Source organism: Lactobacillus ultunensis DSM 16047, assembly GCF_001436305.1.
GTDB lineage: Bacteria > Bacillota > Bacilli > Lactobacillales > Lactobacillaceae > Lactobacillus > Lactobacillus ultunensis.
Genome location: NZ_AZFO01000018.1, coordinates 1 through 17,887, shown reverse-complemented (window position 1 = coordinate 17,887; position 17,887 = coordinate 1). Strand labels below are relative to the sequence as shown.

12 protein-coding genes and 1 pseudogene are annotated in these 17,887 nt (G+C 37.4%); all 13 read left to right on the top strand.

All coding sequences use genetic code 11. The annotated features are described in order from the left end of the window. Nucleotides 1-107 precede the first annotated feature (107 nt). Nucleotides 108-1,599 (top strand): annotated as a pseudogene (glpK, locus tag FC57_RS06280) (glycerol kinase GlpK). 83 nt (nucleotides 1,600-1,682) lie between these two features. Next, a complete protein-coding gene (locus FC57_RS06275; RefSeq protein WP_007125970.1) occupies nucleotides 1,683-2,456 on the top strand; it encodes a tyrosine-protein phosphatase in 774 nt (257 codons plus the stop codon). Between the two features lie 7 nt (nucleotides 2,457-2,463). After that, entirely contained in the window at nucleotides 2,464-3,414 is a 951-nt protein-coding gene (locus FC57_RS06270; protein WP_007125971.1) for a LacI family DNA-binding transcriptional regulator, read from the top strand. 144 nt (nucleotides 3,415-3,558) lie between these two features. After that, complete coding sequence (locus tag FC57_RS06265) at nucleotides 3,559-5,154, top strand: ATP-binding cassette domain-containing protein (protein WP_040529526.1); 1,596 nt, start codon at nucleotides 3,559-3,561, stop codon at nucleotides 5,152-5,154. 137 nt (nucleotides 5,155-5,291) lie between these two features. Beyond that, complete coding sequence (locus tag FC57_RS06260; RefSeq protein ID WP_007125973.1) at nucleotides 5,292-6,470, top strand: acetate/propionate family kinase; 1,179 nt, start codon at nucleotides 5,292-5,294, stop codon at nucleotides 6,468-6,470. A gap of 122 nt (nucleotides 6,471-6,592) precedes the next feature. Next, nucleotides 6,593-8,251: an alpha-glucosidase gene (locus tag FC57_RS06255; protein ID WP_007125974.1), complete on the top strand. Its 1,659-nt coding sequence runs from the start codon at nucleotides 6,593-6,595 to the stop codon at nucleotides 8,249-8,251. 3 nt (nucleotides 8,252-8,254) lie between these two features. Further along, nucleotides 8,255-9,988, top strand: a complete 1,734-nt coding sequence (locus FC57_RS06250; protein ID WP_007125975.1) for a glycoside hydrolase family 13 protein — start codon at nucleotides 8,255-8,257, stop codon at nucleotides 9,986-9,988. 174 nt (nucleotides 9,989-10,162) lie between these two features. Continuing rightward, on the top strand, nucleotides 10,163-12,427 hold the full coding sequence (locus FC57_RS06245; protein WP_007125976.1) for a glycoside hydrolase family 65 protein: 2,265 nt from the start codon (nucleotides 10,163-10,165) through the stop codon (nucleotides 12,425-12,427). Continuing rightward, nucleotides 12,420-13,082, top strand: coding sequence for a beta-phosphoglucomutase (gene pgmB, locus FC57_RS06240; RefSeq protein ID WP_007125977.1), 663 nt, complete (start codon nucleotides 12,420-12,422; stop codon nucleotides 13,080-13,082). The genes FC57_RS06245 and pgmB overlap by 8 nt, the downstream gene beginning before the upstream one ends. A gap of 22 nt (nucleotides 13,083-13,104) precedes the next feature. Then, on the top strand, nucleotides 13,105-14,211 hold the full coding sequence (locus FC57_RS06235; RefSeq protein ID WP_007125978.1) for an ABC transporter ATP-binding protein: 1,107 nt from the start codon (nucleotides 13,105-13,107) through the stop codon (nucleotides 14,209-14,211). Between the two features lie 86 nt (nucleotides 14,212-14,297). Next, nucleotides 14,298-15,521 (top strand): extracellular solute-binding protein, encoded by a 1,224-nt coding sequence (locus FC57_RS06230; RefSeq protein WP_007125979.1) that lies wholly within the window; start codon nucleotides 14,298-14,300, stop codon nucleotides 15,519-15,521. Nucleotides 15,522-15,600: 79 nt separating this feature from the next. Continuing rightward, on the top strand, nucleotides 15,601-16,959 hold the full coding sequence (locus tag FC57_RS06225; RefSeq protein WP_007125980.1) for a carbohydrate ABC transporter permease: 1,359 nt from the start codon (nucleotides 15,601-15,603) through the stop codon (nucleotides 16,957-16,959). A gap of 2 nt (nucleotides 16,960-16,961) precedes the next feature. Continuing rightward, a complete protein-coding gene (locus FC57_RS06220) occupies nucleotides 16,962-17,819 on the top strand; it encodes a sugar ABC transporter permease (RefSeq protein WP_007125981.1) in 858 nt (285 codons plus the stop codon). Nucleotides 17,820-17,887 lie beyond the last annotated feature (68 nt).

Here is a 17,887-nt window from a genome sequence, read left to right as displayed (position 1 = left end):
CATTGTTATGAAAAGTATAACTTAGATAAGCAAATATTTGCTAGAATCTGCACCTCAAAAACAGTAAACTTATAAGAAAGCGCTTTTGTAGAAAAGAGATACAGAAAATGGCCGAGCAATATATTTTATCAATTGATGAAGGAACTACATCAACTAGAGCAATTATTTTTGATCATAACGGCAAAGAGGTCGCATCAGCCCAAAAAGAGATCCCTCAATATTTTCCTGAACCAGGTTGGGTAGAACATGATGCAAATAAAATTTGGATGGCAGTTCAGACTACCGTTGCCAATGCATTTATTAATTCAGGTATTTGGCCAAGTCAGATTGCTGCTATTGGTATTACTAATCAACGTGAAACGACTGTAGTTTGGGATAAAGATAATTTATCATGCAATTGTTTGGCAATCGCGCCAGACTACTAAATTGGCTGAAAAGCTAAAACGGGAAGGATATAGCGAAGAAATCAGAAAAAAGACGGGTTTAATTATTGATCCATACTTTAGTGCAACAAAGATTCGCTGGATTCTTGATCACGTTAAAGGAGCTCAAGAAAAGGCTGAGCAAGGTAAATTGCTCTTCGGCACGATTGATAGCTGGCTAGTTTGGAAACTAACTGATGGTAAAAAACATGTGACTGACTATACTAATGCTTCACGAACCATGCTTTTTAACATTCATACTCTTAAATGGGATAAAGATATCCTTAAGCTGCTTAATATTCCAGAACAAATGCTGCCGGAGGTACGGTCTAATTCCGAGGTTTATGGTAAAACAGCTAATTACATGTTCTTTGGTGGTAATGTCCCAATTGCCGGAATGGCGGGCGATCAACAAGCTGCCTTATTTGGTCAGCTTGCCCTAAAGCCAGGAATGATCAAAAACACATATGGTACAGGTGCATTTATTGTAATGAATACTGGTGAAACACCTACTACTTCTAATAACAATTTGTTAACGACAATTGGTTATGGCATTAATGGCAAAATCACTTACGCGCTAGAGGGATCGATCTTTGTAGCCGGTAGTGCAATTCAATGGCTGCGTGATTCGATGAAGTTAATCAAGCATGCACCAGATTCTGAAAAAGCAGCGTATGAATCAAAGTCGGAGAACGAAGTTTATGTTGTACCAGCGTTTACGGGACTGGGTGCACCTTATTGGGATGCAGAAGTGCGTGGATCGATTTTTGGTGTTACACGTGGAACTAATGATAAGGATATAATCAAAGCAACCTTGCAGTCACTGGCTTATCAGACGAGGGATGTAGTAGATACCATGCAAAAAGATTCAGGTATTGAAATTCCAACTCTGCGTGTTGACGGTGGTGCTAGCAACAATAATTATTTGATGCAATTCCAAGCAGATATTTTAAATACCAAAATAGAGAGAGCTAAAACATTGGAGACAACTAGCATGGGTGCTGCCTTCTTAGCCGGTCTTGCTGTCGGCTATTGGAAAAATGTGGATGAAATAAAGCATATTTTCATGGTTGGTCAGGCTTTTGAACCGAAAATGGGACAAAATGAACGCGAAAAACTCTATGCTGGTTGGCAACGTGCCATTAAGGCTACGCGTGTTTTTGTCCATGGAGAGTGATTGAAATTAATTACGATTAGGACTTTTTGTTATAATAAAAGTAATATATTAACTATTTCACAAGGAAAGGCGAGAGGCAAGAAATGGAACATGACAGAATACTTGCTTTAGATGGTCCACTTAACTTCAGAGATATTGGTGGCTACAAAAATGATAAGGGCCAACATGTAAAGTGGAATAAGATTTATCGTTCTGATTCGCTCAGTTCTTTGTCTGATAAAGACGAGCAAAAATTGGCTGATCGCCGAATCACCGTTGATATTGACTTGCGTTCTAAATATGAACAAAATTCTGCTCCAGATAAACTTTGGCCTGGAGTGAGATATGTAGATGCTCATATTTATTCGGAGGATCGCAAACAGAATAAGGGTGATAATAAATTATATCGTTTCATTCACCATATTCCTGATATGGGCAATAATTTTTTAGGACAAATCTATCAACAAGTTTTGCTTAATACGCATAGTCAACATGAATTTGCCAGAATTTTTGCGGAATTAATTGAACTGCCTGAAGAAGATGCTCTAGTTTATCACTGTAGTGCAGGTAAAGACAGAACTGGTATGACGTCTGCTTTAATTTTGACCGCTCTTGGTGTTGATGATGACACGATTGCCCAAGATTATTTATTGACTAATGAACTCTACGACTTTGCAATTTCAAAGCAGTTCCCTGATGATACGCAGATTGCAAAACTAGTTTCAAAAATGAATTTAACTAAAGGCGAAGGCCCAGCTATTCGTGGTATTACCGAAACTATTCGCAAAGGTTGGGGTAGTTTTGATGCATTTTTTAAGAAAGAACTTGGTTTTAGTCAAAGAGATTTAGATCGATTTAGAAGTATGTATTTAGAATAGGAATAAAATGACAACTTTATCTGATGTAGCTAAAGAAGCAAATGTTTCTAAAATGACGGTATCACGGGTGATCAATCATCCTGAACAGGTAACGCCAGAATTGCGAGCAATGGTTGAAAAAGCAATGGAATCTTTGAATTATCATCCTAATTCGATTGCTCAAGCCTTGGTTAATAATCGCACTAATGTGGTAAAGTTTGTTACCCTTGAAGATATTGATACGACCGAACCGTATTATATGAACTTATTGTTTGGTTTTGCCCGTGGGCTGAATACTAAGCAATATGCAATGCAGCTGGTTACGGATCCAACCAAAATTGAAAAAGGCCACGCTGACGGGTATTTGATTACAGGTGCTCGTAATAAGGACTATGACTTGTTTGATAAACTAGATAAGCCATTTGTTTTATTTGGCGAAAATCACCGTGGATATGACTTTGTTGATACAGATAATCAATCTGCTGAAAAAATGGCAACGCAATACGCGTTGGATCGACTTTATAAGCATATTATCTTTATTGGAATCGATATTAAAGAACCATTCGAGTATTCACGTGAAGCAGGGTATATTAATACTCTGCAGCAACATCAATTAATTCCTCAGATTTATCGGGTACCTAATCATAGTCATAAAGCTCAGGAAGTTATTCGTGAGCATTTTAAAGAGTTTAAGAAAGATACCTGTTTTATTTGTGCCAGTGATCGAATTGCGGTTGGCGTGGTTCGTCAACTGCAGGCGGAAAGGGCTAGAATTCCGGCTGATTTTGGTGTGATTGGTTTTGACGGCGTCTTCTTGGATCAGGTTTCTAATCCTAAACTGACTACTATCAAACAGCCGATTTTTGAAATGGGTGAAATGTTAGCTAAGATGCTTTTGCAGAAGATTGCTCAATCCGGTTCACCGCAGGGAGAAATTATGCTTAAGCCCAAATTAATTAGACGAGAATCAACACGATAAAAAATAATGAGCACATTGCCTGATGTTGGCAATGTGCTTTTTTTGATATGAATAAGTATTAATTAGTAGAAAAATAAATTCAAAGTATTTGAATCATGTTAAAATTATTAAAAATAATTTAAAGTGAAAAGAGGCGGAGAAAGTATGAAGATACTTATAAATAATATTGTAAATAGGTATAAATATCGATTACTTTTGCTACAGTTTATGAGTATCTTGGATACTTTAGCTGTAACTCTTAATGTCTATTTAGAGGGGATGCTACTCAACTCATTAGTTTATGGTAAAGATCGAAATAATTTTTTTAGAGTATTAGTTTTTATTATTATCTTGAGCGTTATGAGACTAGTATTTTCTTTTTTTGATAGCAAGATTCAAATCTTAGATTTTAGAAAGGCTATTTTAGATTCTAACGATTTAGTAATAGAAAAACTATATTCCAAGGATACGCTGGAAATATTGAAAAAAGATCCAATAAAGTTAACTGATCAAATAGTTGATGATACAAATGAAGTAATATCTTTTATTTTCCAAACAATAAGTCAGTTAATTTCTCTTAGTTTAACCTTAGTTATAATTTTATTTTATTTGCTTAAAGCGAATATTACGTATTTTTGGGTAATGTTGTCGCTTTTACTGATTTATACATTATGTTACTTTTTTCTGAAGCCAAGGATGTATACCGTTAACCTAAATTTAAAAAATAAAACTAGTGAATATTTTTCCGGATTGTCTGATTGGATAAGACGGTATGTAGAAATAAAGGGCAAAGAAGAACTTAAACTGAATAAGTTGAATTTAAATACATTAAAGCAAAACTTGTTAAAAGTGGGACGTAAGGATTACGTGCTTAGCTATATAATGTCAACATTGCAAATTGGGATTCAGTTAATTTTTCAAATCTTTCTTTTTATTTGGGGTGGAATTTTAGTAATATCAGGGGAAATAACTATTGGATATTTTTCGATAGTTTTACAGTATTTTAATCAATTATTAGATAAAGCAGATGAAATTTTCTCAATCTTAGTAAAAGTGGAATCATCAAGAGCTTCATATAGAAGGCTTGACAATCTTTTACATCTTAAATCTGAAGTAAATGGTTCAATTAAATTAAATAAGATAGAGAGCATTTCTCTTAAAAATGTAAATATTAGTTTAGATCAAAATAAATATTTATTTAATTCTCCTGTCACATATAAATTTGCTAATCCAGGTTTTTATACTATTACAGGAAAGAATGGTATTGATAAATCTATTCTTTTAAGGACCATAACTGGCATTTATAATTCAAAGGTTGTTGGTAATATTTTTATTAATGATAAGCTGGCTGAAATGGTAGATAGAAAAGATTTAAGAAAGGCTAAATTAGGTTTTCTATTTCAAGATACAGGTATACCGACTTGTACTGTAAGAGATTATTTAGGAAACAATGTTACAGAAATAAAAAGCAGATTATTTTCTCAAGTCTTTAGTTCCGAAAAATTTAATATCAATAATATTTTATATAAACCTATGGATACATTATCTTCAGGTGAATTACAATTGGTTAAATTATATTCTGCCTTAACTAAAGAGAAAGTAGATGGCTTACTATTAGATGAGCCACTAGCTAATATTTATCCTTCTATGAAAAGAGATATTGTACAACTTTTAAAAGAATTTGCTAAAGATCATTTGGTAATTATAATTAGCCACGATGAAGAAGGTTTAACGGATGAAAAGACTTTACAAGTAGAATAGAGAAATAATGAGCACATTGCTTGATGTTGGCAATGTGTTTTTTTGCATTGAAAATCGTTTCATCAATTAAATGAAAGCGCTATACTTAAAATTAGATATAAGTTAGACACTAATTGTGAAATAGAGGTCACGAGATTATGAAAAAAGTTTTAGCAATTAATTCAGGTAGTTCATCATTTAAATATAAACTCTTTTCTTTCCCAGATGAAAAAGTAATTGCTTCTGGTATGGCTGATCGTGTTGGTTTAGAAAATGCGGTCTTTAAGATTAAATTGAGTAACGGAAGAGAATATATTAGAAATACTAATATTCCTGATCAATCCGCAGCAGTTAAGCTTTTAATGGAAGATTTGAAAAAATTCAAAGTAGTTAAAAGTTTGAAAGAAATCGCAGGTGTTGGGCACCGAGTTGTTAATGGTGGTGAAATTTTTAAGAGCTCAGCTGTCATTGATGAAAAGAAGCTACAACAAATTATTGACTTGGGCGAATTGGCTCCACTGCACAATATTCCAGAAGCCACAGGAATTAAAGCATTCATGAAAATTATTCCTGATGTTCCTCAAGTTGCTGTTTTTGATACTTCATATCATACCAGTCTTGATCCAATTCACTATCTTTACTCTATTCCTTATAAATACTATAAAGAGTACGGTATTCGTAAATATGGTGCACATGGTACTTCAGTAGATTATATAGCACCGCGCGCAGCACGAATGATGGGTAAAAACCCTAATATTGTTCGACTAATTGTGTGTCACTTGGGTTCTGGCGCTTCAATTACCGCAGTTAGACATGGTAAATCATTTGATACTTCAATGGGCTTCAGTCCGTTAACTGGGGTAACAATGGGTACGCGTAGTGGTGATTTTGATCCTTCAGCAATTCAACACTTGATGCATAAGACAGGCATGTCGATAGATGAAGTTATTGAGATGTTGAACCACGAATCAGGGATGTTGGGAATATCCGGTGTCTCATCCGATATGCGTGATTTAATTGATAGCAAGCAAAAATCAGCTAAATTAGCACGGCGTATTTTTATTAATCGAATAGTTCGATATGTTGGTGCTTATGCTGCTGAGATGAATGGTGTTGACGGAATCGTCTTTACTGCTGGTGTGGGAGAACACGATCCAGGAGTCCGTGCTGGCGTTATGTCATCTCTGAGATATTTGGGCCTTGATCCAGACTTCAAAGCTAATAGAACTGATGGTGAGAAATTTATTTCTAAGCCAAATTCTAAAGTTAAAGCATTGATTGTGCCTACTAATGAGGAATTGATGATTGCACGTGAAGTTATTCGTTTGACTCGCTAACAAGATGAAGAAACTATTTAGTACATCCTAATTGGATGTACTTTTTTTGATACCGGTAACAGTACACTATATATTGAAAACGGTTTCTTTAATCAACTACACTATGGTTGGAGGAAAAAATTATGGCACATTGGTACGATCATGCAATTATTTATCAAATTTATCCTAAGTCTTTTCAAGATAGCAACGACGATGGTATCGGCGATCTTAATGGTATCCGCAAGCGCATCCCGTACTTACAGAACCTAGGTGTCAATGCCGTTTGGCTTAATCCTGTCTTCGTTTCGCCTCAAGTTGACAATGGCTACGACGTTTCAAATTACTTCGCAATCGATCCTCACATGGGTACGATGGAAGACATGGAAAATCTTATTAAGGATCTGCATAAGGCAGGAATTCATCTGATTATGGATTTTGTGTTGAATCATACTTCTGACCAACACCCATGGTTCCAAGATGCAATTAAAAATCCTAAGAGTTTATATCGTGACTATTACATCTTTGCTGGACATGATAATCAGCGTCCTAATAATTGGGGTTCATTCTTCGGTGGTAGTGTTTGGGAGCCGGATCCAGCCGGGACAGGACAATCATACTTTCACTTGTTTGACAAACGTATGCCAGACCTTAATTGGAAAAATCCAGAAGTACGTCATGCTATGTTAGAAGTAGCAGAATTCTGGCTAAAAAAAGGAATCGATGGTTTACGACTTGATGCTTTCATTCATATTGGCAAGGCCGATTTAAGGCAAAATTATCCAACAGTTGATAATAATGATAAGCCGGTTGTAGCAGAACCATTTTTCGCTAATTTGCCACAAGTGCAAGAATGGATGCGTCCATTTTGTGAGAAAATTAAGCGGGATTATCCAGATGCATTGCTGTTAGGTGAAGCCGCAAGCGCTAGTGTCAACTTAGCAGTTGATTATACGAATAAACGCAATCATTTAATGGATAGTGTAATTACTTTCCGTTACTTTACAGAAGATGATTCTGACGTAGATAAACGGTTTTCAGAACAATATCAGCCTAAGAAATTAGACTTTACTGCTTTTAAGCAAAATCAAGTTGTGTGGCAACAAACTTTAGCTGGTGTTTCTCGTCCAACTTTGTACTGGAATAATCATGATATGGCAAGAATCGCAACGAGAGTTGCTAAAACTACTACTCAAGCCAAGAGTTTGGCAATGTTGATGTATTTGCAACGGGGTATACCAGTTATTTATTATGGCGAAGAATTAGGTCTGAAGAATCTGCACTTTACTAATGCGGAACAGTTTGAGGACCAGACGGTTAAACCATGGCTTAAGGATGCAGAAAAGGTATTGAGCAAGAAAGATGCGTTGGCAATGGTCAGTGATACTCATAAATTGCCAGCTCGTGGTCCAATGCCTTGGAACAATACTAAAAATCATGGTTTTACTGAAGGTACGCCATGGCTTGATGGCATTAGCCAAAACGATGTTTCTGTAGCCGACGAAGTTAACTCAAGCGGCAGCATGTTTACTTTCTATAAGGACATGCTTAACTTGAAGAAGACTTCTTTGTTTGAAGATGGTACTTATTATATGATTGCAACTGATAAAGATAGTTACGTTTATCAACGTGATTTAAACGGTGAAAGTGCAATTGTTGCTGTTTCATTGAGCAATCAAAAGACCAAAGTCAAACTACCTGCTAACTATACCAAAGAAGAATTAAAAGCAGGCGAATATCAATTAACTAATGGGGAATTAACTTTGATGCCTTATGCAGGCGTTGTGTTGAAAAAGGAGAACTAAATTATGCAATTAGCTGCTTTAAAGCACCGAACTGAAAGTGAAGATAGTTTTGTAGTTGATCCAACTCATGTACGCGTTCGTTTTCACAGTGCAAAGAATGATGTTGAAAAAATAATTGTTCACTATTGTGATAACTATTTGCCACTTAAGCATGCTAAAACTGTAGAGATGGAAAAAATTGGTGAAGGCCAAGTTGAAGACCACTGGGGCGTACACTGGGGCGTAACGCTGGAAGCACCATTTCATCGTTTAAAGTATACTTTTGAAGTTATTGGTAAAGATGGTACAAGTGTTGTAGTTGGTGACCGTGCTATCAGTAGCGATATCGAAGAAGCCTTAATGGAAGATGGTTCATACTTTAAGGTGCCATATTGCCATGAAATTGATATGACCAAGACTCCTGAATGGGTACGTCATACAGTTTGGTATCAAATCTTTCCTGAACGTTTTGCCAATGGCGATAAATCCAATGATCCTAAAGGTACTAAACCCTGGAATCCTAATGACCATCCAGGCCGTGAAGACTTTTATGGTGGGGATTTGCAAGGTGTGCTTGATCACTTGGATTATTTAAAAAAATTAGGGATTAATGGCATTTACTTCTGCCCAATCTTTAAAGCTCATTCCAATCATAAATATGACACGATTGATTACTTGCAAGTTGATCCAGATTTTGGTGATAAGGATTTGTTTGCCAAGGTAGTCAATGAGGCTCATGCTCGTGGGATGAAAGTTATGCTAGATGCAGTCTTTAACCACTTAGGTGATCATTCAATGCAATGGCAAGACGTAGTTAAAAATGGTCCAAGTTCACGTTTTGCAAGTTGGTTCCATATTAATGAATACCCAGTAGAACCCTATCGTGATCCATCTAAAGGCGAGGGTAATCCACAATATGATACTTTTGCTTTTGAAAAACATATGCCAAAACTAAATACGGCCAATCCAGAAGTGCAAGATTTCTTGTTAGAAATTGCTACTTATTGGGTTAAGTATTTTGATATTGATGCTTGGCGTCTAGATGTAGCCAATGAAGTTGATCATCATTTCTGGAAGAAATTCCATAAGGCAGTAACTGATATTAAACCTGACTTTTACATTGTGGGTGAAGTTTGGCACTCAGCTCGACCATGGCTTAACGGTGATGAATTCACTGGAGTAATGAATTATCCATATACCTTGCAGATTGAAGATCACTTCTTTAAACATAAGCTAACTGCAGAACAGATGACGAGACGTTTGACGGATCAATTAATGAAATATCGTGACTCTACTAATGCGGCTATGATGAATATGCTTGATTCGCATGATACTGCCAGAATCTTAACAGTGGCACATGGTGATCAAGATTTGGCTTTGCAAGCATTAACCTTTGAATTTATGCAAAAAGGCAGTCCATGTATCTACTATGGTACAGAAATGGGGATGACAGGTGGTAACGATCCTGATTGTCGTAAACCGATGGACTGGTCTAAGGAAGATGGCCCAGTTTGGCAAAGAGTTCATAACTTAATTAAATTTCGTTTAGATCATGATGAAACCTTTGGTAAAGGCAAAATTAAGTTACGCGTAACAGAGAATGGGCTGATTGAAGTGGATCGTGAAGGCAAAGAAAACATTCATGCCTACTTCAATACCACAAATCAGCCAGTAAATATCGATTGTGAAAATACTTTTAGTCAGGGCTATGAAAATAGTCAATTAGCTCCAAAAGGCTTTGTGGTAAGTGTTCAGTAAAAGTTACTTTAAATAAGCAAGATAAAGAAGGCAGATTAAGTTCTGCCTTCTTTTTGTATTAATAAATCCTGATAACGGTAACAGAGCTTTTGATATTGCAAACCGCTTTCAATTCAAGGATAATGAAAGCGTAAACAAGAGAGCACCTCAAGATTTGCGGGAGATATGTAATATATGAAACGAATTTTTGAAATTGACCCTTGGAAGGTCATCACTCATAACTTCGATCCAGAAAACAAGAGATTGCAAGAAAGTATGACTGCAATCGGTAATGACTATATGGGTATGAGAGGAAACTTTGAAGAAGGTTATTCCGGAGACCATTTACAAGGTACCTACCTTGCAGGTGTCTGGTTCCCAGACAAGACCCGTGTTGGTTGGTGGAAGAATGGATATCCAAAGTACTTTGGTAAGACTCCTAATGCACCAAGTTTCATTGGTATTGGCATTACTGTTAATGGTGAAAAGCTTGATTTAGCTAAAGTTAAGTTTAGTGACTTTGAATTAGCACTTGATATGCACCAAGGTCTTTTGACCAGAAGTTTCATTTATGAAGGCAAAGATGTCAAAGTTAAGTTTGAATTTGAACGTTTCCTTCACATCGTTCAAAAAGAAGCAGCTTTAATCAAGGTTAAGGCTACTGTACTTGAAGGTCACGCTAAGATCGACTTTGATTCAACTTTAGATGGTACTGTTGTTAACGAAGACAGTAACTATGATGAACGTTTCTGGTTGCCACTTGGTGAAGACAAGGATGCTAGAACCATTCAAGTTAAAACTAAGGAAAATCCATATGATGTTCCTCAATTTACTGTTTTGCTTAAAGAAGCTTTACGTCATAACGGTGAAGCAGTACAAGGTGAAGTTTCCACTGAGGATGCTAAATTAAGTGAAAAACTTTCAGTTGAGTTAAATGAAAACGAAAGCTATGAACTTGAAAAAGATGTCATTGTTGTAACTAGCCGTGATGTTGAAGATAAGGATCAAGCTGATGTTGCTAATGATTTAATGAAGAAGCTTCAATCTAAGAGCTTTGAAGAAAACTTAGCAGATCATACAGCAGCTTGGAAGAAGCGTTGGGACAAGTCAGATGTTGAAATTGCTGGTGATGATGCCGCTCAACAAGGTATTCGCTTCAACATTTGTCAATTATTCATGACTTACTACGGTGAAGATGAACGCTTGAATGTTGGTCCTAAAGGTTTCACCGGAGAAAAATACGGTGGTGCTACTTACTGGGACACCGAAGCTTACATCGTTCCAATGTACTTATGTGTAACTGATCCAAGCGTTACGCGTGCATTGCTTCAATATCGTCATAATCAACTTCCAGGTGCTTACCATAATGCTAAGGAGCAAGGTCTTCCAGGTGCATTATTCCCAATGGTTACCTTCAACGGTATTGAATGCCACAACGAATGGGAAATCACTTTTGAAGAAATCCACAGAAATGCGGATATTCCTCACGCAATTGCTATGTACACTGATTACACAGGTGATGATAGCTACGTCAAGAATGAAGGTATGGATGTCTTAGTTGGTACCGCAAGATTCTGGGCAGCTAGAGTTCACTGGTCCAAGTGGCGTAACAAGTACGTAATGCACGGTGTAACGGGTCCTAACGAATACGAAAACAACGTTAATAACAACTGGTTCACTAACACAATGGCAAGATGGCTTCTTCAATACACTTTGAAGCGTTTGCCACTTGCAACTAAGGAAGCTCAAGAAAGAGTACATGTAACTGAAGAAGAAAAAGCTAAATGGCAAGACATTGTAGACAAGATGTACTTACCAGAAGACAAAGAACGCGGCATCTTCTTACAACAAGATGATTTCTTAGACAAAGACATTCGTCCAGTTAGCGAAATCGAAGATCAACGTCCAATTAACCAACACTGGTCATGGGACAAGATCTTGCGTTCACCATTTATCAAGCAAGCCGATGTTTTGCAAGGTATTTACTTCTTAAACGATCAATATACTAAGGAGCAAAAGAAAAAGAACTTCGACTTCTATGAACCATTAACTGTTCATGAAAGTTCACTTTCACCATGTATTCACTCAATCTTAGCTGCTGAACTTGGCAAGCAAAAGAAGGCCGTTGAGCTTTATGAAAGAACAGCTCGTCTAGACCTTGATAACTACAACAACGATACAGTTGATGGTTTGCACATCACTTCAATGAGTGGTTCATGGTTAGCAATTGTTCAAGGTTTCGCAGGTATGCGTTATGACCATGATCAATTGAAGTTCAACCCATTTGTACCAGACAACTGGGACCACTACAGCTTTAAGATCAATTACCGTGGTCGTTTGATTGAAGTTTACGTTGATCATAAGGAAACTAAGATTACTTTACTTAAAGGTAAAGACTTAGACGTTGAAGTTAAAGGTAAGAAACTTACTCTTAAAGAAGGTAAAACCCAAAATGCTTAAAGGATTATTATTCGATTTAGATGGTGTTTTAACTAATTCAGCTAAGTTCCACTTAACTGCTTGGAACAACTTGGCTAAAGAATTGGGCATTCACTTAACTGATGCTCAACTTGATTCACTTCGTGGTATTTCCAGAATGGATTCATTGAATCTGATCTTAAAATACGGTGGTCAAGAAGATAAATATTCTGAAGCGGAAAAAGAAAAGTTCGCTGCAGAAAAGAATGCTAAGTTTGTAGAACAAGTTGAAACAATGACACCAAAGGATATTTTGCCAGGTATCCCTGAATTGTTGGCCGATGCTAAGAAGCAAAACTTAAAGATGGTAATTGCTTCTGCATCTAAGAATGCACCTAAGATTTTAACTAGATTAGGCATCATGGATGAATTTGACGGTATCGTTGATCCTGCCACTCTCCATCACGGCAAGCCAGATCCAGAAATTTATGAAAAGGCTCAAGAAATTGCTGGTTTAAAGGCCAATGAAGTAATCAGTTTCGAAGATGCTAAAGCTGGGGTTGAATCAATTAAGGCTGCAGGTCAATTTGCAGTCGGAATTGGTGATAAAGAGTTGCTTAAAGAAGCAGATTATATCGTACCGTCTACTGCAGATTTGAAACTTAGTGAGATTGAAAAAGTTTTTGAAGAGAAATAAAAGTTAGAGAGTAGGGGAAACAATGGTTGAGGTTGATTTAAACCATATTTACAAGAAATACGAAGGCAATGATAAGTATTCTGTAAATGACTTTGATTTACATATTAAAGACAAGGAATTCATCGTTTTCGTTGGACCATCAGGTTGTGGTAAGTCAACGACATTAAGAATGGTTGCTGGTTTGGAAGACATCAGTAAAGGTACTTTGGAGATTGACCACAAGGTAATGAATGATGTAGCTCCAAAGGACAGACACATTGCGATGGTTTTCCAGAACTATGCTTTGTATCCACACATGACCATCTATGACAACATGGCTTTTGGTTTAAAACTTCGTCACACGCCTAAGGACGTAATTGATGGCAAGGTAAAGAAAGCCGCTAAGATGTTGGGCTTGGAAGATTACCTGGATAAAAAGCCAGGTGCTTTATCCGGTGGTCAACGTCAGCGTGTTGCTTTAGGACGTGCGATCGTTCGTGCTGCACCTATCTTCTTAATGGACGAACCTTTATCAAACCTTGATGCCAAGCTTCGTGTAACGATGCGTACCGAAATCGCTAAGCTTCACCAAGACTTGGGTACCACTACTATTTATGTTACCCACGACCAGACTGAGGCTATGACCTTGGCTGACAGAGTTGTTGTTATGTCTGTTGGTCGAGTTGAACAAATCGGTACTCCATTGGAGGTTTACAACAAGCCAGTTAATATGTTTGTTGCAGGTTTCATTGGTTCCCCACAAATGAATTTCTTCAATGTTCACTATAAGGACGGTCGAATTTCAGATGGTAAAGGTTTGAATATTGGTATTCCTGAAGGTAAAGCCAAGATGCTGAACGAAAAAGGATACAACGATAAGGATCTTGTCTTCGGTATTCGTCCAGAAGATATTCACTCAGAAGAAGCATTTATGGAAACTTGGCCAGATTCAGTAATTGAATCTAAGGTTGTTGTTTCAGAACTTCTGGGTGCTACTATTCAACTTCACCAAGAAGTTGATGGTACTGAATTTACTGCAATTGTAAACTCACGTGATTATCACAAGCCGGGTGACATGGTCAAGATGGGCTTCGATGTTAACAAGGCTCACTTCTTTGACAAAGACAGCACCAAGGCAATCGTTAACTAATTTTATTAATGCTTACAACCATATGTAGCAAAGGCTACTGTTGTTAAGAAATGTTTATTGTTTTGATTTTTTAGGAGGAAAAAGTCATGAAGATTTGGAAGAAAATGGCTTTAGGTAGTGCCGCTGTATTAGCAGCTATGTCATTAGCAGCTTGTTCAAACGGCTCATCAAATTCATCAAGTAGTAATAGTTCAAGCAAGAAAGCTAACTTAACCCTTTGGGTTGATACTGAACAAGTTCCTTACTACAAGCAAATTGCTAAGGACTTTACTAAGAAGAATAAGAACATCAAGGTTCGTGTTGTTCAAAGTCCTAACGGTTCAGCTAACGCTAAGACTGATGTTGGTAAGGACCCATCAAAGGCTGCCGATGTATTTGAAGTTCCTAACGACCAATTAGGTCAAATGGCTGAAGCAGGTTACATTAACCCACTTTCACCAGCTGCAACTAAAGACATTAAGGCTAACTACATCGATGTTGCATCAAAGGGTGTAACTTGGAAGAACAAGATTTACGCATTCCCATACGCACAACAAGCACAAACCATTTACTACAACAAGTCTAAGCTTTCCGCAAACGATGTTAAGGACTGGAAGACTTTAACTTCTAAAGGTGTTGTAGCTACTGACTTTACTAACGCATACGTAATGTGGCCAGTAATGTTCTCAGCAGGTACAAAGCTTTACGGTGACAACGGTGAAGACCTTAAGGGTTCAACCTTTAACTCAGAAAATGGTGTTAACGCTTTGAAGTGGTACGCAGCTCAAAAGAAGAACAAGGGCGTAATGCAAACTTCAAACGCTTTGAACCAATTGAAGAAGGGCAACGCTCAAGCTATCTTGGACGGTCCATGGAACGCAGCTAACATTAAGAAGATCTTGGGCAAGAACTTCGCAGTTGCTAAGTATCCTAAGATTGATGTTGGTGGCAAGAGCGTACAAATGGAAGCATTCCTTGGTATCGAAGGCTTCGCAGTTAACTCACACACCAAGAACGCCAAGGCTGCTTCAGATTTAGCTGCTTACATTACTAACAAGAAGGCACAATTGATCGCTCACAAGGAAGCTGGTCAAATCCCTGTATTGAAGAGTGCAGTTAACTCATCAGCTGTTAAGAGTGACCCAGTTGCTGAAGCTGTAATTGAAATGGCTAAGCCAGGTAACTCAGTATTGCAACCTAAGCTTCCACAAATGGCAACATTCTGGAACGAATCAGCTCCACTTATCAGTGGTACTTACGATGGCAAGATCAAGCCAGCACAATACAAGGCAAAGCTTGCTAAGTTGCAAAAAGATATTTCTAAGAAATAATTTATAAAAACTATTTCTTAAAGCATAAGCAAAGGTTGGCCACAAACTCCAACCTTTTTGCCTAAGAAGGGGAGAAGTTATGTTTCTAAAGAAAAAACATGTAGCTCCTAAAGCAAAATATAGTGAAGTATGGTCAAAAGGTGATATTGCTACCAAGTTGTCATTCATTATCATGGGTAGTAATGCTTTGGCTAACAAACAATGGGTAAAGGGTATCGCACTCTTATTCTCAGAAATTATTTTCCTTGTTTGGTTCATCTTCAGCGGTATTTCGACTTTAGGCATCCTGGCTACATTAGGTACTGTTAAAACCAAAAAAGTTGTCTATGACGCCGCTCAAGGTGTTTACATCACGAAGCAGCCATCAAACTCAGTTTTGATCTTACTGTTTGGTGTATTGGCAGTTATCTTATGTATTGCAATGATTTATTTGTACATTGTTAACTTAAGATCAACTAGACACAACTACATTTTGAAGCGTGATGGTGAACACATCCCAACTAACGTTGAAGAATTAAAGAGTTTGCTTGATACTCGTTTACACGCAACTTTAATGGTAATTCCATTATTGGGTATCTTATTCTTCACGGTTTTGCCAACGGTCTTCATGATTTCAATGGCATTTACCAACTATGACCGTCAACACCCGATCGCATTCTCATGGACAGGTTTCAAGGCATTTGGTAATGTTTTGAGCGGTGACTTGGCTGGTACTTTCTTCCCAGTATTAGGCTGGACTTTGATTTGGGCTGTTGCAGCCACTGCTACAACATTCTTCTTCGGTGTTTTGCTTGCCATGTTAATTGAATCAAAGGGCATTAAGCACAAGGCATTCTGGAGAACGGTCTTCGTAATCGTTTGGGCTGTTCCACAATTCGTATCATTATTGATGATGGCTCAATTCTTGGACTATCAGGGTGCTTTGAACAACATCTTGATGAACTTGCATTGGATTAGTTCGCCAATTCACTTTATTGATAACCAAGCTTCTCCATTAGTGGCAAGAATTACGGTTATTATCGTTAACATGTGGATCGGTATTCCAGTTTCAATGTTGGTATCAACTGCGATTATTCAAAACTTACCACAAGATCAAATTGAAGCTGCCAAAATTGACGGTGCTAATGCAGCGCAAATTTTCCGCTCAATTACTTTCCCACAAATTCTATTTGTTATGGCACCTTCACTTATTCAACAATTCATTGGTAACATTAACAACTTTAACGTTATCTTCCTGCTGACTGGTGGTGCACCAATGAACAGTAAATATAATGGAGCCGGTTCAACTGACTTGCTGGTAACCTGGTTATATAACTTGACGTTCGGTCAAGAGCAGCGTTACAACGCATCAGCTGTATTGGGTATCTTGATTTTCATTATTAGTGCAGTTGTTTCCCTGATTGCTTACAGGCACACTAATGCTTACAAGGAGGGCTAGACATGAAGTCATATTCAAATCAAAGACGGCTCTCATTAATCTTTCGGTATATCCTGTTAACTCTTTTAGCTATCATTTGGATTTTACCAATTGTTTGGATCGTCTTAGCAAGTTTTTCATTTAATGATACTGGATTTGTTTCGACCTTCTGGCCAGAACAATTCACGTTGCAAAACTATATTGGGATCTTTACTAATCCGCAATACCCATTTGGCAATTGGATTCTTAATACTTTAATCGTTTCAATTGCTTCAATGATTGTTTCAACTTTCTTAACTATTTCAGTTGCCTATGTATTATCACGGCTTCGCTTTAGATTTAGAAAGCCATTCTTACAAATTGCTTTGGTATTAGGGATGTTCCCAGGCTTCATGTCAATGATCGCTTTGTACTACATCTTAAAGGGTTTGAACATGTTAAACCTCTTTGGATTGTTCCTGGTATATGTTGGTGGTGCTGGCTTAGGCTTCTACGTTGCTAAAGGTTTCTTTGATACGATTCCTAGATCAATTGACGAAGCTGCCGAAATCGACGGTGCTACTAAGTGGCAAGTATTCTTACACATTGGTTTGCCACTTTCAAAGCCAATGATTGTTTACACTGCTTTGACTGCTTTCATTGCTCCATGGACAGACTTCATTTTCTCAGGTATTATTCTTTCAACTTCAGGAAATGCTAAGACTTACACGGTTGCTTATGGTTTGTACAACATGGTTCACACGGCCAAAGGTAATGCGACTGCATACTTCGCACAATTCGTTGCAGGGTGTGTAATCATCGCTATCCCTATTACTATCTTGTTCGTCTTCATGCAGAAGTTCTACGTAAACGGAATTACTGCTGGTGCCGACAAGGGTTAATTTCAAATATTGCTTATGCTAAAAAACGCTTTGCTCGAAAGAGTGATACATTCCCTGTCAAGTAGACA